The sequence below is a fragment of the Paenibacillus sp. FSL R5-0345 genome (assembly GCF_000758585.1).
In the GTDB taxonomy this organism is placed as follows: Bacteria; Bacillota; Bacilli; order Paenibacillales; family Paenibacillaceae; genus Paenibacillus_AQ.
The window spans coordinates 1,472,364-1,490,561 of sequence record NZ_CP009281.1; the positions used below are offsets into that span (position 1 = coordinate 1,472,364).

14 protein-coding genes are annotated in these 18,198 nt (G+C 42.5%); 11 read left to right on the plus strand and 3 right to left on the minus strand.

Annotated elements, in window-relative coordinates; genetic code table 11:
• Nucleotide 1: 1 nt before the first annotated feature.
• The 7 genes from R50345_RS06625 to R50345_RS06655 all read left to right on the plus strand — a co-directional run bounded on the left by R50345_RS06625 (nt 2) and on the right by R50345_RS06655 (nt 9,858).
• Complete coding sequence (locus tag R50345_RS06625) at nt 2-1,342, plus strand: response regulator transcription factor (RefSeq protein WP_042125104.1); 1,341 nt, start codon at nt 2-4, stop codon at nt 1,340-1,342.
• Nucleotides 1,343-1,467: 125 nt separating this feature from the next.
• A complete protein-coding gene (locus R50345_RS06630) occupies nt 1,468-3,201 on the plus strand; it encodes an extracellular solute-binding protein (protein ID WP_042125106.1) in 1,734 nt (577 codons plus the stop codon).
• A gap of 89 nt (nt 3,202-3,290) precedes the next feature.
• Nucleotides 3,291-4,181 (plus strand): ABC transporter permease, encoded by an 891-nt coding sequence (locus tag R50345_RS06635; protein ID WP_042125108.1) that lies wholly within the window; start codon nt 3,291-3,293, stop codon nt 4,179-4,181.
• Between the two features lie 9 nt (nt 4,182-4,190).
• Nucleotides 4,191-5,084 (plus strand): carbohydrate ABC transporter permease, encoded by an 894-nt coding sequence (locus R50345_RS06640; protein ID WP_042125110.1) that lies wholly within the window; start codon nt 4,191-4,193, stop codon nt 5,082-5,084.
• Nucleotides 5,085-5,137: 53 nt separating this feature from the next.
• Complete coding sequence (locus R50345_RS06645) at nt 5,138-6,421, plus strand: Gfo/Idh/MocA family protein (RefSeq protein ID WP_042125112.1); 1,284 nt, start codon at nt 5,138-5,140, stop codon at nt 6,419-6,421.
• The gene (locus R50345_RS06650; RefSeq protein WP_042125114.1) at nt 6,418-8,079 is read left to right on the plus strand and encodes a DUF4091 domain-containing protein; all 1,662 of its coding nucleotides are present in this window, start codon (nt 6,418-6,420) and stop codon (nt 8,077-8,079) included. Before R50345_RS06645 ends, R50345_RS06650 begins: the two co-directional genes overlap by 4 nt.
• Nucleotides 8,080-8,109: 30 nt before the next feature.
• The gene (locus R50345_RS06655) at nt 8,110-9,858 is read left to right on the plus strand and encodes a glycoside hydrolase family 35 protein (protein WP_042125116.1); all 1,749 of its coding nucleotides are present in this window, start codon (nt 8,110-8,112) and stop codon (nt 9,856-9,858) included.
• Between the two features lie 82 nt (nt 9,859-9,940).
• Here the strand turns inward: R50345_RS06655 and R50345_RS06660 are convergent, their stop codons facing one another.
• Both R50345_RS06660 and R50345_RS06665 read right to left on the minus strand, forming a co-directional pair.
• Entirely contained in the window at nt 9,941-11,086 is a 1,146-nt protein-coding gene (locus tag R50345_RS06660; protein ID WP_052414499.1) for a response regulator, read from the minus strand.
• Nucleotides 11,087-11,141: 55 nt separating this feature from the next.
• Nucleotides 11,142-14,267 carry a hybrid sensor histidine kinase/response regulator gene (locus tag R50345_RS06665; RefSeq protein WP_042125118.1) on the minus strand — a complete coding sequence of 1,042 codons (3,126 nt, stop codon included), beginning with the start codon at nt 14,265-14,267 and terminating at the stop codon, nt 11,142-11,144.
• A gap of 112 nt (nt 14,268-14,379) precedes the next feature.
• Between R50345_RS06665 and R50345_RS06670 the strand changes: the two genes are divergently transcribed.
• From R50345_RS06670 to R50345_RS06685, 4 genes are all read left to right on the plus strand, one after another.
• Nucleotides 14,380-14,940: an RNA polymerase sigma factor gene (locus R50345_RS06670; RefSeq protein ID WP_042125119.1), complete on the plus strand. Its 561-nt coding sequence runs from the start codon at nt 14,380-14,382 to the stop codon at nt 14,938-14,940.
• Nucleotides 14,937-15,389 (plus strand): anti-sigma factor family protein, encoded by a 453-nt coding sequence (locus R50345_RS06675; protein ID WP_042125121.1) that lies wholly within the window; start codon nt 14,937-14,939, stop codon nt 15,387-15,389. Before R50345_RS06670 ends, R50345_RS06675 begins: the two co-directional genes overlap by 4 nt.
• 68 nt (nt 15,390-15,457) lie before the next feature.
• On the plus strand, nt 15,458-15,955 hold the full coding sequence (locus R50345_RS06680; RefSeq protein WP_042125123.1) for a hypothetical protein: 498 nt from the start codon (nt 15,458-15,460) through the stop codon (nt 15,953-15,955).
• Between the two features lie 17 nt (nt 15,956-15,972).
• Nucleotides 15,973-17,064: a LiaI-LiaF-like domain-containing protein gene (locus tag R50345_RS06685; protein WP_042125124.1), complete on the plus strand. Its 1,092-nt coding sequence runs from the start codon at nt 15,973-15,975 to the stop codon at nt 17,062-17,064.
• An 80-nt stretch (nt 17,065-17,144) separates the two neighbouring features.
• Here the strand turns inward: R50345_RS06685 and R50345_RS06690 are convergent, their stop codons facing one another.
• The gene (locus R50345_RS06690) at nt 17,145-18,125 is read right to left on the minus strand and encodes an aldo/keto reductase (RefSeq protein WP_042125126.1); all 981 of its coding nucleotides are present in this window, start codon (nt 18,123-18,125) and stop codon (nt 17,145-17,147) included.
• Nucleotides 18,126-18,198: the final 73 nt, after the last annotated feature.

The window sequence follows — 18,198 nt, forward strand, 5'->3', positions numbered from 1 at the left end:
TATGTATAGATTACTAATCGTAGATGACGAGCCTGTGATTGTGAATGGATTAGTCCAACTGTTTCAGGATAACTCAGAATTTGAACTGGATATACGAAAAGCTTTCTCCTCAAGCGAAGCTCTTGAAATTGCTAAGAAAACGAAATTGGATATTTTGGTTAGCGATATTCGTATGCCTCAGAAGAATGGTCTCCAGCTCGTGGACGAAATCGTCTATTATTGGCCGTTATGCCGAGTGATTTTCCTTACAGGATACAGTGAATTTGATTATGTATACGAAGCGATTCGTAAGAATGTGGACAATTACATTCTGAAAACGGAAGGAATTGAACCTATTTTCCAAGCTGTGAAGGCAGCAATCGACAAGCTAGACGAGGAGAACCGTCGTAGACTTCAATTGGAGAAGGCACAAATGCACTATCAAATCGCTAGTTCCTTCCTAAAGAAAGAGCTGATGGAGCGGGTGCTTAGCGGGGAGTCTATTACTTCTATACTCAATAATGTACGTTACAAGGATGTAGAGTTCGGCATTGCATTAGATCGTCCTTCGTTCTTTCTTGTTGGTATCTTGGATCGACTAGATGATCCTAAATTTAAAATGCCTCCGTCTGTTCAGCGTATTTTCCATGATCACCTGCCTGCATCTATTGCATGTGAAGAAGTGATTTATGATGATCGTGTATTCATATGGCTGCTTCAACCAGATGAAGGATTGCTGAATCGCTTTCGTAGTGGCTATCCAGATCAAGGGGTGAATTGGCCTGGAATCGTTGCTTATATGAGAGGGATATTAGAGCCTGTACAGAATGAGTGTGATGAGCTGCTAAGTGTCTGCGTTTCATTCGGAATATCGGGGGATTTACTTAACCATTGGGAATCAATCCATCTTCAAGTTGAAGCAGTGCGCTCTATGATTCTTAAGAGAGCTTTATTAGGTCAGCACATGCTTATCTTAGACCTTGAGAAACTAAGTCAACTTGAGGATACGATGCACAAAGCTGGAGGAATCGAGCAGGAAGATTTCAAGACGCTAATCATCGAACAAATTCACCAATTTGTGCAGGAGAACCTATCTGGAGATCTATCGCTTACCTCAATTGCTGCAGAGGTGCATCTTAATCCGTCCTATTTATCTCGTTATTATAAACAGACGACAGGTCAAAATTTATTAGAGTATATCCAGTCGACGAAGCTGCATGTTGCTCTGCAACTGATGAAGAATACAACTCTGAAATTAAATGAAATCGCCATCCGGGTCGGTTTTGAATCACCATCCTACTTTACAACATTCTTCAAACGCAAAATGGGTTTATCTCCACAGGATTATCGAAATTCAAAATAAGTAAATAAAGTGAAAGTGATGTAAAAAAAGTGAAATTGAAAGCGGTTTCCTCTGTGACTAAAATAATAACTAGGAACACTGATTAACAACAAGAATTGCAGCAAACAAAGGGGGGAAGCGTTCAGATGAAAAAAATGAGACCATGGAAAATGATTTTGTCAGTAACGATGATTCTTTCATTATTGTCAGCATGTGGAAGTCAAGGGAATGGAAATGCGAATGCACCATCTACGCCTAAGGAAGAGACTACGAATAGTGCGACAGACAGCGCCACAGCACCTGATCCACTAGGGAAATACCCGGAAACGGTCACTGTTACAGAAATACTAGGATATAATCCACCAGAAGATCCAAGAACTCCAAGCGGAATAACACCGGAACAAAATGCCTACCTGAAAGATCTCAAAGAGATGATGAATATTGAAGTGAAATACAAATGGACCGTTCCCTCTGCCCAGTTTGAGCAGAAGTTCTCGCTTGCCATGGCATCGGGGGATCTACCCGATGTGATAGAAGTTGATCAGAAGAACTATGAGAAACTTAAAAAGCAAGATATGCTTGCTGATCTGACAGATGCCTATGCACAATATGCGTCACCAGCTCTTAAGGCTTATATGGACTCAGATGGTGGATTCGCGATGAAAACGTTCAGTACGGATGGTAAGCAATTAGGTATTCCTGCATTTGAAGATCCCTTTTTATCCACGCAGCTACTATGGATTCGTCAAGATTGGCTTAATAATCTAGGTTTACAGGCACCGAAGACGATCGATGAGCTTGAGAAAGTTGCACAAGCATTCACACATAATGATCCAGATCAGAATGGTAAGAATGACACCTATGGTATCGCCATGCAAAAGAATCTCTTCTTTTGGGGATTTGATGTCAGAGGTTTCTTTAATGGATTCGGTGCTTATCCTTCCGTTGGTGATAAACAATCGGCTTGGATTAAAGGCGGCGATGACAAATTGTTACCGGGATTGATTCAGCCTGAAGTGAAGACTGCACTTGGTAAGCTACAAGCATGGTATAAAGATGGAATTATTGATAAAGAGTTTGCACTAAAGGATGAGAATAAGGCTGTAGAGGATCTGACTGCAGGTAAAGTGGGTATTTCCTACGGAGAGTGGTGGTATCCGAACTGGCCGCTTAACTCCAGCGTAGACAAAGATCCAAAGGCGGATTGGATTGCAATTCAACTTCCAGGGATTGATGGTCCAGCTAAATCACTCGTTCCAAAAATCCGCAGCAACAAAATTTTCGTTGTGAACAAAAAGATGAAGAACCCAGAAGCAGCGATTAAGATGCTCAATTTCTACATTGAAGTTGGTAATAAGAAATACAAGGATAAGAACAAAGCAGCGGATGGCTATGTATACAACTGGTTTAACCCACGGATTGCCAACCCTGTTGATATTGATACGATTTACAGGGAAGTAAACAAAGCGCTCGATGCTAATCAGACTGAAATTACAATAGACGATGCAAATTATAAGACCGTTGCGGATACTTTCAAAGCGACTAAGGACTTCCTGGCAGGCGACACATCTAACGCTACCAAAGGTGTAAACTGGGGTCAATATTATAGCCGGGCTGCAAAAGACGGCGGCTGGGGCTTAACACGACAAATTAAAGAAAATCAACAATTTGTATACAACGAGTTTTACGGTCTTCCTACACCAACAGTAGTGGAAAAGGGCGGTCAGCTGGATAAGTTGATGCAAGAGTCCTTTACCAAGATTATCATGGGCGGTTCTCTTGATGATTTCGATAAATTCGTGGATAGCTGGAAGGCACTTGGCGGTAATGAAATTATCGATGAGGTCAATGAATGGTATAGCACGGAAGCTACGAAATAAATCATAGGGACAAGAAAGCGGGTGAGGTGAGTCGGGTGAGCCGACTCACCTCCCGTTTTAAAATGAGTAAGTTGGTGAGGAGGGCATCTATGAAATCACTGAAGAAAGAATATCCGCTACATATCATGTTAATACCGGGTGTGATTGTTACACTGATTTATGCCTACGGACCGATGGCCGGCCTGGTTATGGCGTTTCAACAGTTTGAGCCGTTATCCGGTTTTTTTAAATCCGATTTTGTGGGATTAGATAACTTCCGTTATGTATTTAATTTACCGGATTTCAAGCAAGTACTTTGGAATACGCTAGTCATAGCTATCATCAAAATGGTATTGTCTCTGCTTGTCCCGCTCATTCTAGCTCTATTATTAAATGAGCTTACTAAGAAATGGTTCGCAGGTTTTATTCAATCCGCCATTTTCCTCCCGTTCTTCCTTTCATGGACCGTCCTTGGGGGTGTCATTATTGAATTATTCTCTCTGAATGGGCCTATTAATGGCTTAATTTCCGCTATGGGCTTAGAACCTATCATGTTCATGCTTGATAATGGTTGGTTCAGGGGGATTATCATTGGCTCGGATGTCTGGAAAGGCATGGGCTACAATATGATCATCATGCTTGCTGCCATCACAGGAATTAATGCGACGCTGTATGAAGCGGCAGAGGTAGATGGTGCAGGGAAATGGAAGCAAATGCTTAATATTACGCTTCCAGGTATAGCACCGATTATTATTTTACTTAGTGTATTAGGTCTCGGTGGTATTCTTAACGCAGGTTTTGAGCAGATATTGATTATGTATAACCCGACTGTATATGCAGGCGCAGATATAATAGATACATTTGTCTATCGATTGGGGATGTTCAGCCAACAATTTGGACCTGCGGCAGCAGTGGGTCTCTTTAAATCGATAATATCTTTATTTATGGTATCAACAACTTACTATGCAGCTTACAAATTTAACAATTACCGCATATTCTAGGAGGTGGAGATGGTGCTACATAAACAATCATTCAGCAGAAAGTTATTTATCGTGTTCAATACGCTGTTGTTAACTTTCATTACCATACTCGGCATTATCCCATTTGTACACTTACTCTCCATCTCACTAAGCTCGAATACAGCTGCGATGGCTGGAGAAGTGAAGCTTTGGCCCGTCGGTTTTTCCTGGGATGCTTATGTATATTTAGGAGAAAAGGTAGAGTTCTTTCGTTCCTTGGGAGTCTCCGTAAAACGAGTAGTGCTCGGTTCAGTAGTTAACTTGTTTCTAGTATTTATTACTGCTTTTCCGCTTTCCAAATCGAATGATCAGTTTAAATTTAGAACCGTATATGTATGGATATTCGCGATTACGATGTTTTTTGGAGGCGGCTTAATTCCGACGTATATCGTAGTGAAGAATACAGGCTTAATCGATTCCATTTGGGCACTTATCTTACCAGGTGCATTGAATGTATGGAATATGGTTCTGATGCTTAACTTCTTCAGATCTATTCCAAGAGAATTGGATGAAGCGGCTACGATTGATGGTGCCGGACATTGGAGAGTACTTTGGCAAATTTATTTACCGATATCCCTTCCATCCATCGCAACGATTGGGTTATTCACCATAGTTGGGCATTGGAACGCTTGGTTTGACGGTATCCTTTACCTGAATTCACCTGAGCATTATCCGCTACAGACCTATCTTTCTACCTTGATTATGTCTATCAATGCCCAGATGTCCTCGATGTCCATTGAGCAGCTCAAGGTGATGGAGAACCTGAGTGAGAAGACGATCCGAACGGCGCAAATATTCATGGGCGCATTGCCAATTATGGTAGTGTATCCATTCTTACAAAGGTATTTCGTAAAAGGAATGACGGTTGGTAGTGTTAAAGAATAAAGAAAATAGAGTACAGACATAGCATAAAGTCTCATATGAAGGAGCAGATTGCGATGAAGAAAGTTACTGTTGCTTTAATTGGAGCGGGCCTGCGAGGAATTAATTATTCAGAATATGCGATTCAGCACCCCAATGAGCTTCAAGTTGTAGCTGTTGCAGAGCCGAATGCGAAGCGGAGAAATAAATTTAAGGCAAGACATAAGCTGGCTGATGACGTGTGCTTTACCCATTGGGATGATTTTTTTGCCTCCCCGAAAGTAGCAGATGCGGTATTTATCTGTACCCAAGACAATCAGCATTATGTGCCAACAATGAAAGCACTGGAGGCAGGGTATCATGTACTATTAGAAAAACCGATGTCCCCTGATGCCAAGGAATGTGTACTTATGGGGGAAATGGCCTCTAAAGTGAATCGTGTCTTCTCGATATGTCATGTATTGAGATATACCAATTTCTTCTCTACGATCAAGGAACTGCTGGAAAGTGGTGCGATCGGACAATTGATGTCCATTCAACATAATGAGAACGTGGGTTACTGGCATCAAGCTCATAGCTTCGTAAGAGGGAATTGGCGCAAAAAGGATGAGTCCAGTCCGATGATTCTCGCTAAGTCCTGTCATGATCTGGACATTCTTTCCTGGTTGACAGATTCAGAATGTGTTCGAGTGTCTTCCTTTGGCTCACTGTCCCATTTCAAATCTAGTGAAGCACCGGAAGGAGCCCCGTTACGTTGCACAGATGGATGCCCAGCAGCAGATAAATGTCTCTATTATGCTCCTAATCAATATTTGACGGAGGATACGGATTGGCCTACATCGGCAATTAGCGATGATCCAAGCTATGAAGCCCGCCTGAATGCTCTTCAGGAAGGACCTTATGGACGATGTGTCTATCATTGTGATAATGATGTCGTCGACCATCAAGTGGTAAATCTAGAATTTGCTAATTCCGTAACTATAGCTTTTACAATGAGTGCGTTTACCAAAGATGTAAGTCGTACCCTCAAGCTGATGGGTACCACGGGGGAAATTCGCGGTGCGATGGAGAAGAATGAAATTGAAGTGATCCATTTTGGCAGCGGTAAGGTAGAGAGAATCTCGTTCGAGAATGCAGGTGGTCATGTTGGTCATGGCGGCGGCGATATGGGGTTAATCAAAGATTTTGTTAAGCTGGTTCGAGCGGAAGGGAAGATTCAAGGTCTTACATCAGCAAATCATTCCGTTCAAAGTCACCTTATGGCTTTTGCAGCAGAGCAATCTCGCATCGAGGGTAACAGTATTGTTCTGAAAGAATTTGCACAAAGTGTCTGTAATGATGAAGAGGTGAAGCAACGATGAATACCCCGCAGCCATTTCAGACGATGTTATTAAGTTCGTTGGTTAAGGTATTTGCTGATGAAGTGCCGAATCATGAATCCTATCACAGTGCAACCGCACTTGTCGGAGAAACATTTTCGTTCCAAGTCGCTTATACCTCAGATACACTTCTAAAGAATATTGCAGTAGAGATAAAGTCATCTCTTCCAGATCTAATATGTATAAGATCCGTTGGACTTGTTCCCTCAGAAATGCCTTGTTTCAAAAATCATGATGACGATGTGCTAAGAACTACGCCGGGATTATATCCAGATCCATTGTATACGCTGGATCAACAATCTATTTCATCGATCCCGGGACAATGGCGATCTTTATGGGTGACGATAACCTTGGATGAAACAATGAGTACGGGGCTTCGCTCTATTCAGGTCCTCTTCCAATCATCTGAAGGGCAGATGTTAGGTGAATCGGATGTATTCGAGTTAACCGTTATCCCTGCAACACTACCGCCGCAACAGTTAATTCATACGGAATGGTTCCATGTGGATTGTCTTGCTACAAAGTATGGTGTCGAAGTATTTAGTGAAGCGCATTGGGCCCTTATAGAACGTTATGCAGATACGATGGCTAAGCATGGCATGAACATGATCTTAACTCCGTTGTTTACACCGCCTTTGGATACAGCCATTGGTGGAGTACGTCCAACCGTTCAATTGATTTCCGTGACTAAAGCGGGAGATCGTTATGAATTCGGATTTGATCTGCTTACTCGTTGGGTATCGATGTGCCGCCGACTTGGCTTCAAATACTTTGAGTTCTCTCATTTATTTACTCAATGGGGTGCAAAATGTGCACCAAAAATAATGGTAACCATTCAAGGTGAAGATCAGCAACTATTCGGCTGGGATACGGACGCATCCTCGGCGGAATACCGTAGTTTCTTGGATCAATTTTTACCTTGCTTAGATCAATATTTGAAAGAGCAGGGAATAGACCAGCAAAGCTGGTTCCATATTTCAGATGAACCAGGAGAGGAACATTTGGAATCGTACCGAGCTGCAAGTGAGATCATTTATAAACATTTATCAAGTTATCCGATCATGGACGCTTTGTCCGAATTGGAGTTGTATGAACAGGGCCTGGTGAAAAGGCCGATTCCTGCGAATACGCATATTGAACCGTTCTTAGAACATCAGGTTCCAGACCTTTGGACGTACTATTGCTGCGCTCAAGGTGAACAAGTATCCAACCGGTTTTTCAACATGCCGTCTGCTAGAAATCGTATAATCGGGTTTCAATTGTATAAATTCGGATTACAGGGCTTCTTGCATTGGGGTTATAACTTCTGGTACTCGCAATATTCATTGAATCAGCAGCTGGACCCTTATCGTACGACTGACGCTGAGCATGCATTTCCCTCAGGAGATGCCTACTTGGTCTATCCAGGAGAAGAAGGCCCGATTGAATCCATTCGACTGGAAGTTCTATATGAAGGGTTGCAGGATTTGCGCGCACTAGAATTACTTGAGCAGAAAATTGGCAAGAAAGCAACGATAGCCATTATGGAAGAGGGTCTGAGTACATCGTTGACCTTCTCTGTATACCCGAGGGATCAGGGAACATGGCTCTTAGAGGCAAGAGAGCGGATCAATCAAGCGATAGCAAGTTATTCTACTTAAGTGATCATACCATTACGAGGTGTTGAGAATATGGCAACTTTTCATTATTCAGGATCTTCCTTTTATTATAACGATCAGGCGATACGGCTTATCTCAGGGGCCATCCATTATTTTCGGACTCTGCCGGAACATTGGGAAGACCGTCTTATCAAATTAAAAGCTTGCGGCTTCAATACGGTTGAAACCTATGTGGCATGGAATTTACACGAGCCGAAGAAAGGCCAACATAATTTTGAAGGTATGGCAGATGTAGTCCGGTTTATTGAATTGGCAGGAGATTTGGGTCTGCATGTCATCGTTCGTCCCGCACCTTATATTTGTGCAGAATGGGAATTTGGTGGACTGCCATCTTGGTTGCTAGCTGATTCGGATATGCGTCTTCGATGCTACCATAAGCCATTTCTAGATCATGTAGATGCGTATTATGATGTATTGCTCCCCAAATTACAACCACTGTTATGTACAAATGGTGGCCCGATCATTGCTATGCAGATTGAGAATGAGTACGGAAGTTACGGCAATGACAAGCGCTATTTGACTCATTTAAAAGACAGCATGATTTCCCGTGGGATAGATGTACTACTATTCACTTCCGATGGACCTGAAGACGCGATGTTACAGGGAGGTATGGTCCCAGGTGTGCTAGAGACGGTGAACTTTGGATCACGTCCAGTAGAAGCATTCAACAAGCTCCGTGAATACCAACCAGAGGCTCCAATCATGTGTATGGAATACTGGAACGGTTGGTTTGATCATTGGCGTGAGGAGCATCATACGCGTCCGGCTGAGGATGTAGCGAAGGTATTGGATGAGATACTTAGTTTAGGCGCATCCGTTAATTTCTATATGTTCCATGGCGGAACTAACTTTGGGTTCTACAACGGAGCGAATGGACATACGTTTGACAGCTATGAACCAACAATTACTAGTTATGACTATGATTCCTTACTGAGTGAATCCGGTGAGCCGACAGCTAAATATTATGCAGTTCGTGAAGTGATCTCCAAATATGTAGATCTCGGACCCATTGAGTTGCCAGCTCCTGTCGCTAAGAGAGCATATGGGAGAGTAGAGATGAAGGAGCAGACTTCACTTACCGCAAACTTGAATCGTATTTCTGCACCTATTCACTCTGCATACCCTGAACCGATGGAGAAATTGGGTCAGGATTATGGCTTTATTCATTATAGTACGTTCCTTACAGGACCTCGTCCCAAAGATGAGTTCTTCATCCAGGATTTACATGATCGTGCATTAGTCTTTCTGAATGGAGAGCTCACTGCAACCTTAGATCGTGTAGAGCCAGAGGTGAAATTAGAGTTCAAGGTTCCGGCCGAAGGGCTCCATGTTAGTATACTTGTGGAGAATTTAGGACGTGTCAACTATGGTCCTTTTATGAGAGATTGTAAAGGGATTACCGAAGGGGTACGTTATGGACGGCAGTTTCTGTCGGAATGGACGACTTATACGTTGCCATTAACGGATTTATCTGGTCTGCAGTTTGAAGGTTTATTCAGGCAAATGGAACCTAGCTTCTTCCGCAGCACCTTGGTTGTGGATGAACCTTGTGATACGTTCTTGAGCATGGAAGGATGGACTAAGGGCGTCGTGTTCATTAATGGGTTCAACCTTGGACGCTATTGGAATATCGGACCACAGAAAACAATGTATGTGCCAGGTCCTCTATTGAAACAAGGCGACAATGAGATTGTCATCTTTGAATTGCACAGCACTTCAGATACCGCTGTTACCTTCGTAGATCAACCGGTATTAGGATAATAGGGCATATAATATATCGTAATAACAAAGACACCCAGATAGTATCGGGTGTCTTTGTTATGTTCAGAAAGTATATTCTTGTTTATTGAACTCTGAGGTTATGGAGCTCCCATTGTTCGTACCACTCTTCAACACTGGCTGGGAGTCCGATACTGAGTTCACTTATTAATAGATCTTTGAGAATTTTGTATTGTTCTTCCACAGCGGAACGTTCCCCGATACTATCGTAGACCTTCATTAATCCTAAATGTCCTTGTTCAAAATAGGGCTGAAGCTGTACTACCTTTTGATACACAGTGACAGCTTCGGGAACTCTGTTGTTGTCGATATAGAACTGGGCCATTCCCATAGCATGGTGTAGCCAAATGGTGCGCAGACGTTGTTGTTCACCCTCCGCCCACAAATAATCGTAATCTCCAAAATAATCCCCTGAATAAAGCTCAAATAAGCTTTGATGTTCTGCACAATTGTCCTCTCCGATGGATTCGAGTGCAAGAATGTTGTGCTCCCACTGGGCTGCATCGATTAGAAGCGGCCCGGTCTCAAGCGTATACCCTTCCCCGCCACTGACGTTGCTGATATGCAGATCTACCTCACTCTGCTTTAAACATTGTCGTACTTGATAAATGGTTGTGTAGAGATGGGTAGAAGCCTTTTTAAGGTTGAAATCTGGCCATAGTAGGTCAATCAGGGTATCTTTACTGACAAATCGATTGCGATTATGAAGCAAGAAAGCAAACAATTCTTGTGCCTTAGAAGTTCTCCAACGGAGATTGTTTAAAGGTTGTCCTCCTCGTTCAAAACGCAGCGATTGAAAACAACGAATCGTTAGTTCATGTGCTACCTCTGTGCTTTTTGGTGCAAACCTCAATCTGTCCTCCAAGCGTTGTACTGTTTTGAATAAACGGTCATGTCGCACGGGCTTCAAAATATAATCAATCGCATTTAACTCAAAGGCTTCCACTGCATATTGGTTATACGCGGTCACGAAAACGATATTAGCGTTTGGACAGACCTCTTGCAGAATTGCGGCAGCTTGAAGTCCGCTCACTTCAGGCATTTCAATATCAATAAAAATAACGTCAGGCTCCAATGCTGGAGTTTCTTGTATGGCTTGGACAGGATCTGTATAGGATGCGACGATTTGAACAGCTTCCATTTCTTTTAACATGAATTCTAACTTTACGAGGGCAAGCCGTTCATCGTCCACCAACACTGCTTGAATCATTGTTATTTCACCACTCAACATAGTATTTTTAGCAAAAAACAATAAACTCTTACTTCTATTTCGGTTCATTCAAGTCTGTCTGTGAATAGGAATTTTTGCGAATCATATTTCTTTTTTCAAAAGGGATTATGAAACTTACTGAAGTTCCTTGCCCTTCCTTGCTTTTAATTTGCAAACCCGTCGCGTAGACACGTAACAACCGCTTATGTGTATTAAGAAATCCAATCCCTCTTGTTACATTAGACTGACTGCTCAGCAGTTGCTGAAGTTGCTCGGAAGTCATACCTTTACCATTATCAGCGATTGTAATCTCGATGTCATCAGCTAGTTCTTTGATGGATATTGAAAGCGTACCTCCTTTGGAGCGGCTTAATATACCATGCCTAACGGCATTTTCAACGAGTGGCTGAATGGTCAAGGGAGGTAACTGAAAATGTAGATTTTCTGTTAACTCCCAGTTGATGGTCATCCTGTCCTCAAAACGCTCTTTCTCTATGTACAGATAGGCACGGACAAGCTCAAGCTCGTGTTCAATCGGTATCATCGGCTCAGCGTTCAAGAAGTTAAAGCTTAAGCGTAAATAAGAGCTAAAGGCATCAATAAGGTGACCCATACGTTGTGTATCAAAAGATGCCAAAGCAGATATAGAATTTAATGTGTTGAATAAGAAATGTGGTTGTATTTGCGCTTGAAGATACGCTGCTTCCAGACGAAGCCGTTCATTTACGGACTGTTTTAAGTCTGTTAAGGAACGTACCCGTCCTCTTAGCTCCATAGCGTTCATGGGTTTCATTACATAGTCGTTCGCGCCCGAAACAAATCCGGTGTAGATATCTTCCGGCTGGCTACGTGCGGTCAGAAGTAGAATAGGAAGCTCAGCTATAGTAAAACGTTCACGAATTCTCTGTGTTAATTCATAGCCGGACATCTGGGGCATCATTACATCTGTAATGATTAAATCCCATTGATCAGTATCCAGTTTTATTAAAGCATCAATTCCACTGGTTACCGTAACCATTTCATAGTCTTTGATGGATAGTACGCTAGTAAGGATTTTCAGATTAACCGGGTCATCGTCGACAGCCAAAATCTTAGGTCTTCTTCCATCCGTTGAAGTAGCAGATGTAGTGTTAAATTCGGATAGCCTAATATGAGATAGTTTGTCCGTGTATTCAGTCACTGTTGAGAATTCTAAATTGAATTTTTGAATGTTTGAATCGGATAGAGGCATAGTAAAAGTAAAAGTAGAGCCTTTGCCAAGTGAAGATTTTACGCTAATCTTTCCACCGTGAAGTTCAACTAACTGTTTACAAATACTTAAGCCCAATCCAATTCCACCACTTATTGCTGTCAGGCTTGAATCACCCTGTTCATAGGGTTGGAAGGCTCTAAGCTGTGTTTCCTCGTTCATTCCAATGCCAGTATCCGTAATATGGATGCGCGCCACACCTTTATGAATATCCGCATGGACCCTAACTGAGCCTACACTCGTATATTTCACAGCATTTTGAAGCAGATTGAACAAAATCTGAATGAGTCTTTTCTCATCTGCCACAATAGAAGGAAACGAGTCGGGAATCTCCGAGATTAGTGTAATGTGCTTACCTTCCGTTAGGAACTTGAGCATATCGAGTACGCCAACAGCTACGGATTGAATGGGAACATTTCTTAACTGTAATTGAATGTTGCTTTCACGAAGCTGTGATTGATCTAGAAGATCGTTTATCAGTAAAGACATACGTCTTCCGACGGTAATTAGCAGTTCTAGATTACTTGCGTTCTCAAGCATTAAGGATTCTCTTTCACTGTCTAAGACGGTCTCAGCAATATTAATGATGCTATGTAGGGGGTTTTTCAGCTCGTGAGAGGTATTAGCTAGGAAATCATCCTTTTGCGTAACGGTTCTTTGCAGGCTTTTTGCCAGGTTTTCAGTCTGCTTAGCATTCCACAAATAGCGCTTAAACCCAAAAGTCGCAAAGCATAAAAAGGCAATAATCAGGTCAAAAGGATAATAGGTAACGTCAACCAGATCGAAATTTTTAAACAATCCCCAATGAGTGCTGTTAATTATGGCTAGGATAGATAGCAATAGAAAGATAGAGCCATCGTTGTTTTTAAGCGCAGATTTCAGAAAGAGAACTACAACTTCTAATGATAGAACGATTATATTGATGATAAAAATAGGTGTAAATAATTCGTAATAGCGGACAACGGGACCGAGCATTATGAAAAGGATATGTACCAAGGATAAGCTGGTCAGGATCCGAACACTTTTGATTTTTAAATTCTGGAACATTAGATGCTTGCTTGTCAGTAAGATGAATAAAAAAGCCATAATATTAGATATAATTAATAGTTTTAAGCTCCATTGGTAGTTTAAGGGAAGCATATGCAGCAAAAGCTTGTCATCATCAATGAGTACTGTAGTTATAGCGGAAATTACCAACAGAAAAAAATAGATCAACATCTTTTGCCGCGGACCAATGGTATATAATATTGCTGCATAGACTGCATGAAGTAGAAGTACTACACATAATAACAGTTGAAGGCCTATGGAAACGATCCGCTGATGTGCTAAGGTTTTTTCGTTACCAAATAAAATGGGTTTAAAAATACCGCCTGTATGAGATAAAGAGTAGTTGGCTACATGAATCACAATTTCAATTTCAGTCTTATCCGTTGTAAAAGATACGGAGTAAGGTAATACACGAGCAACATAGTCTTCTTTATTGGCAGATGGAGAACCTGAATTTCCTAGTAGTTCACCATTGATATATATTTCCGAAGAAGTCCGAACCCCGGATATGAGTATGCCATAAGACTTCTTTTCGTTTTTATCTACAAGAATCCGTAACCGATAGGAGCCGTAGCCAAAAGCAGACTTTTCGCTATTATGAATGGCATCGTTCCACTGATCCGGGACTTGTATATATTTTTTAGGGGGAGCTTTGTTTAGAGTTTCTTTATTGAAAGTGGGAAGCAGCGTATTAGGATAGAACTCCCATTGGCCTTTTAAGGTAAGGAGCTTGTCTTGATTTAAGACTTTATTCCGTAAATCGAGAACTCCTTTGACTAATTGTGGTTGTATGGCATGAGGCGATGCCCAAACCCATAGGAAGCGAAATCCAGTAAGTATAGTAAGAAATAGCACGATAATTAGAAAGAGTTTTCTTTTAGTCATAGTAATTAAACATTATTCGACAAAAAACAATATATTCCTTTCCCAAAAATATTTCAAAAATTAAAAAAAAGTTGCAGGGGATTAGAATTGGCAGGCGTCTAACGTTATGTAGGTGAAGGAGGGGAGAAAGCTGGAAGAGGCGGAATGGATTTCTGCTGTGCTGAACGGTGAGCATCAGGCCTTTGGGCATTTGGTGACACGTTATCAAGGCATGGTATACAGAGTGTGCGTCAAGATTACTGGAGAAGCTGAATCGGCCAAAGATATGGCCCAAGAGGTTTTTATAAAAGCATACAAAGCGCTCCCCTCCTTCAGAGGACAGTCTACCTTCTCGACATGGCTTTATCGGATAGCTTATCGAACCTGTCTGGACTGGAAACGGGCCAATGATAGGGAGTGGAGGCATCGGAGTGCAGCTGATTACACTGAGAATGATTGGGTAACGTCTCAAACACCAGAGCAAGAGGTGCTAGAGCAGGAACAATCAGCTGAGCTGGGTGAGAATGTGAACAGCCTTGCGGAACCGTACCGGTCGGTCGTACAGCTGTACTATTTTCAGCGAAATTCTTATCAAGAGATAGCGGAGCAAAAAGGTGTTTCCGTTAAGACTATCGAATCGCAGCTTTATCGTGCCAGACAGATGATGCGTAGACAAAGGGAGGAATTGCGATGAATTGTGCAATAGTGAAGGAATGGATGCCACATTACATTGACGGCCTACTGTCTCCAGATATGGAGCTGAGTATCCGGTTGCACATACAATCCTGTCCTGATTGCGCGCAGTGGCTGGAGGAAGCTAAGGAAATGTCCGCTCTTTGGTCAGAAATGGAAACGGACAGTGAATATCAGCATGAACAGATGGACTTTCCAGATCTCGCAGCAGGTGTTATGGCCCATATCGAGCAGCTCGAAACAGGACGCAGAGAGCGAGCGGTTAAAGCGACAAGCGTAAGACGTCGTTATGCTCCTAGAACATCTTGGATGCATTATGCGGTGGCTGCCTGCTTGAGCTTCTTATTGTTACAGTTTGGCGTTTTTGAGAATTTGGCTTATGGGATTACTGAAATTAATGGTCATGTGTCGAATTCGGTGACCCAATGGTTCGGTGGCTTTAGAAAATAGTCATTAAATAATAGATGGATTCAGGTAAACTGAAAAGTTATGCTATCCAAATTTTAGGAGGATGTATTATGATTAAGAAGAGACGTTGGCTCACTTTTATGCTAGCTATGATTCCTGGTGTAGGTCATTTGTACTTAGGTTTCAAAAAGCAGGGGCTGCAGTTTATGATCGGGGCTTCCTTATGTATTATGTTTATTCCGTCTGAGCCCATGATCTTCCCTTTTGCGCTAGCTGCACTATGGTTTTATCAATTGTTCGATGCCCTGCAGAAAGCGGCTTGGATGAAAGTAACTGCTGCCGAACACGAGCGTATGATGTTCCATCCTGACAGCTTCGGAGAACCTTGGACGATGGGGATATCCTCTATGCCCGGTTACCCACATGAAGATGTGAATCCGGCTTGGGTTGGTGTTGGATGTGTTGTTGCTGGGTTCCTTATGCTGGTGATCTCAGCATTTCCGACGCTTTGGAGAATGTTAATTGAGATTAACATTGGTACGATCTTGCTATCACTGGGTCTGATTGCGTACGGTCTGAAGATGCTAAGAAACAATACGAGAGCGTAAGAAACGGGGATTTGACTATGGGGAGATGGAAAATCGGGAGTTTTACTGCAGCTATAGGCTGCATTGCACTTGGTGTCATTATTGTGATGGCTCAGTATAATATGATCAGCTATGAAGTACTTGGTTATTTATGGCCAGCACTCTTGATCCTGTTCGGACTCGAGATGTTGCTAAGATTGTTTATCAAATCCGATGCCAAAAGTCGTGTGAGCGGTTGGGCAATCCTATTGATCATCCTGTTGGTTGGAGCAAGCAGTGCACAGAGCGTAATGGCCGGCGGCTCACTTAGCAGTTTAATCGGGAATACACATTTAACTCCACTAAGCGGCAATGTCGAAGTGAAAGACAATATTACGACGCTGAAAATCGTACTTCCAAGTGGAAAAGTAAAGGTCGAGGGAATAGATGGAAGCTCATTGGATTATGAGGGAAGCTTACTCCTACCTGGAAAATCACAAAGTGAAGCCGAAAGTGCGTTGGAAAAGAAATGGAAATTAAAAACTGAGGGAGATACACTGATTATGGAGCTCGATACAGATCATAATTGGTTCTCTAATATTCAGTTTGGATTTAATACTAAAAGTCCTTATTTAAATGTAAGTGTACCTAGCAGCCTTGCCGTTGAGGTAGATACTAGTGACGGGTCAATAGAAGCCTGGGATTTAAAGTCTGGCTTAGTGGTTGACACTAGTAATGGGGTTATAAATATTCATGATGTTGCTGGCGGAGTTGAGGCACACACCAGCAATGGATCACTGACTGTTCAGAACATCCAAGGTGGAGCGCAGCTCAAAAGCTCTAATGGTGCGATTATATTGGATAATATAGATGGAGCGTTGACCGCAAAGAGCAGCAACGGCAAGATCACTATTAATTCAGCAGTGACTGGAAAATGGAAATGTTCGTCTAGTAACGGAAAGATTACGGTGGGATTGCCAACTGTGTCCGATGCGAAGATTACAGCGGATACTAGCAATGGCTCACTGAAGGGGAATGTCCCTTGGGATCTAGACGGGGACAGCTTTGGCACTGCCATTCTTGGTAAAGGAACTTATACTGTGGACCTAAGTACGAGTAATGGAAGTGTAACCGTGGATACAGCTGAATAAGTACGAACAAGAAAGGGAGTTAAGGCTTCAGCGATTGGTTCTGCTGAAGCCTTAGCTCCCTTTTTCAAATTATAAGAAACCTACCAAGCGTAAGCTTTAGGAGCTTCTCCGCCCGGTCCTGGGAAGATCTCATCTAAACGTTTAAGGACAGATTCATCTAGCACAATCTCAAGACTGCGCAGTGCACTCTCGAATTGCTCTAGTGTGCGTGGTCCAATAATTGGTGCGGTTACAGCAGGATTGGCTAATAACCATGCTAGTGCTACATTATCTTGTGGTTCCCCAAGCTCCATACATAAGCTTGCAAAAGCCTCAAGCTGATCTTTGTATTGCTCTACGCGCTCAGCATTTCCTCCACTGCGGCTGCCTTCTATTTTCTTAAGTGCATTGCGTCCAAGAAGACCTCCATCCAGTGGGCTCCAAGGAATAACGCCTAATCCATGATGGAGAGAGGAGGGTAATACTTCAAGTTCAGGAAGGCGACAGGTGAGGCTGTATTTATGCTGCTCAGAAATCAAACCTAAAAAGCCACGTGCCTTCGCTTCTTGTTGGGCCACAGCGATATCCCATCCCGCAAAGTTACTGGAGCCGACATAACCAATCTTTCCTTGGTTTACAGCAAGCTCGAAAGCCCCCCACAGCTCGTCCCAAGAGACACTACGGTCAACATGATGCATCTGGTATAATTCAATATGATCGGTCTGGAGACGCTGCAGAGACCCCTCTAGATGGCGGCGTATAATATAAGATGATAGTCCACCCTCATCATTAGGGCCATCGAGCTTATCGCTCATTGCACCGTATACCTTGGTAGCTAACACGACCTTTTCACGTCGCCCACCACCTTGCTTAAACCAACGACCAATAATCGTTTCTGTTAAACCGGAATTCTCACCCCAACCATAAATGTTAGCGGTATCAAAAAAATTAACACCTGCGTCGAGTGCAGCGTCCATAATACGGAAGGCTTCTTGTTCATCTGTTTGTGGGCCGAAGTTCATTGTTCCGAGACATAGCCGACTGACCTTCATACCGGATTTACCAAGCTTAGCATATTGCACTTCGCATTCACTCCTTAGGTAGATGATTTCAACTTAATTGTAAACATCTTCAGAAATAAGAGCAAATAAGAGC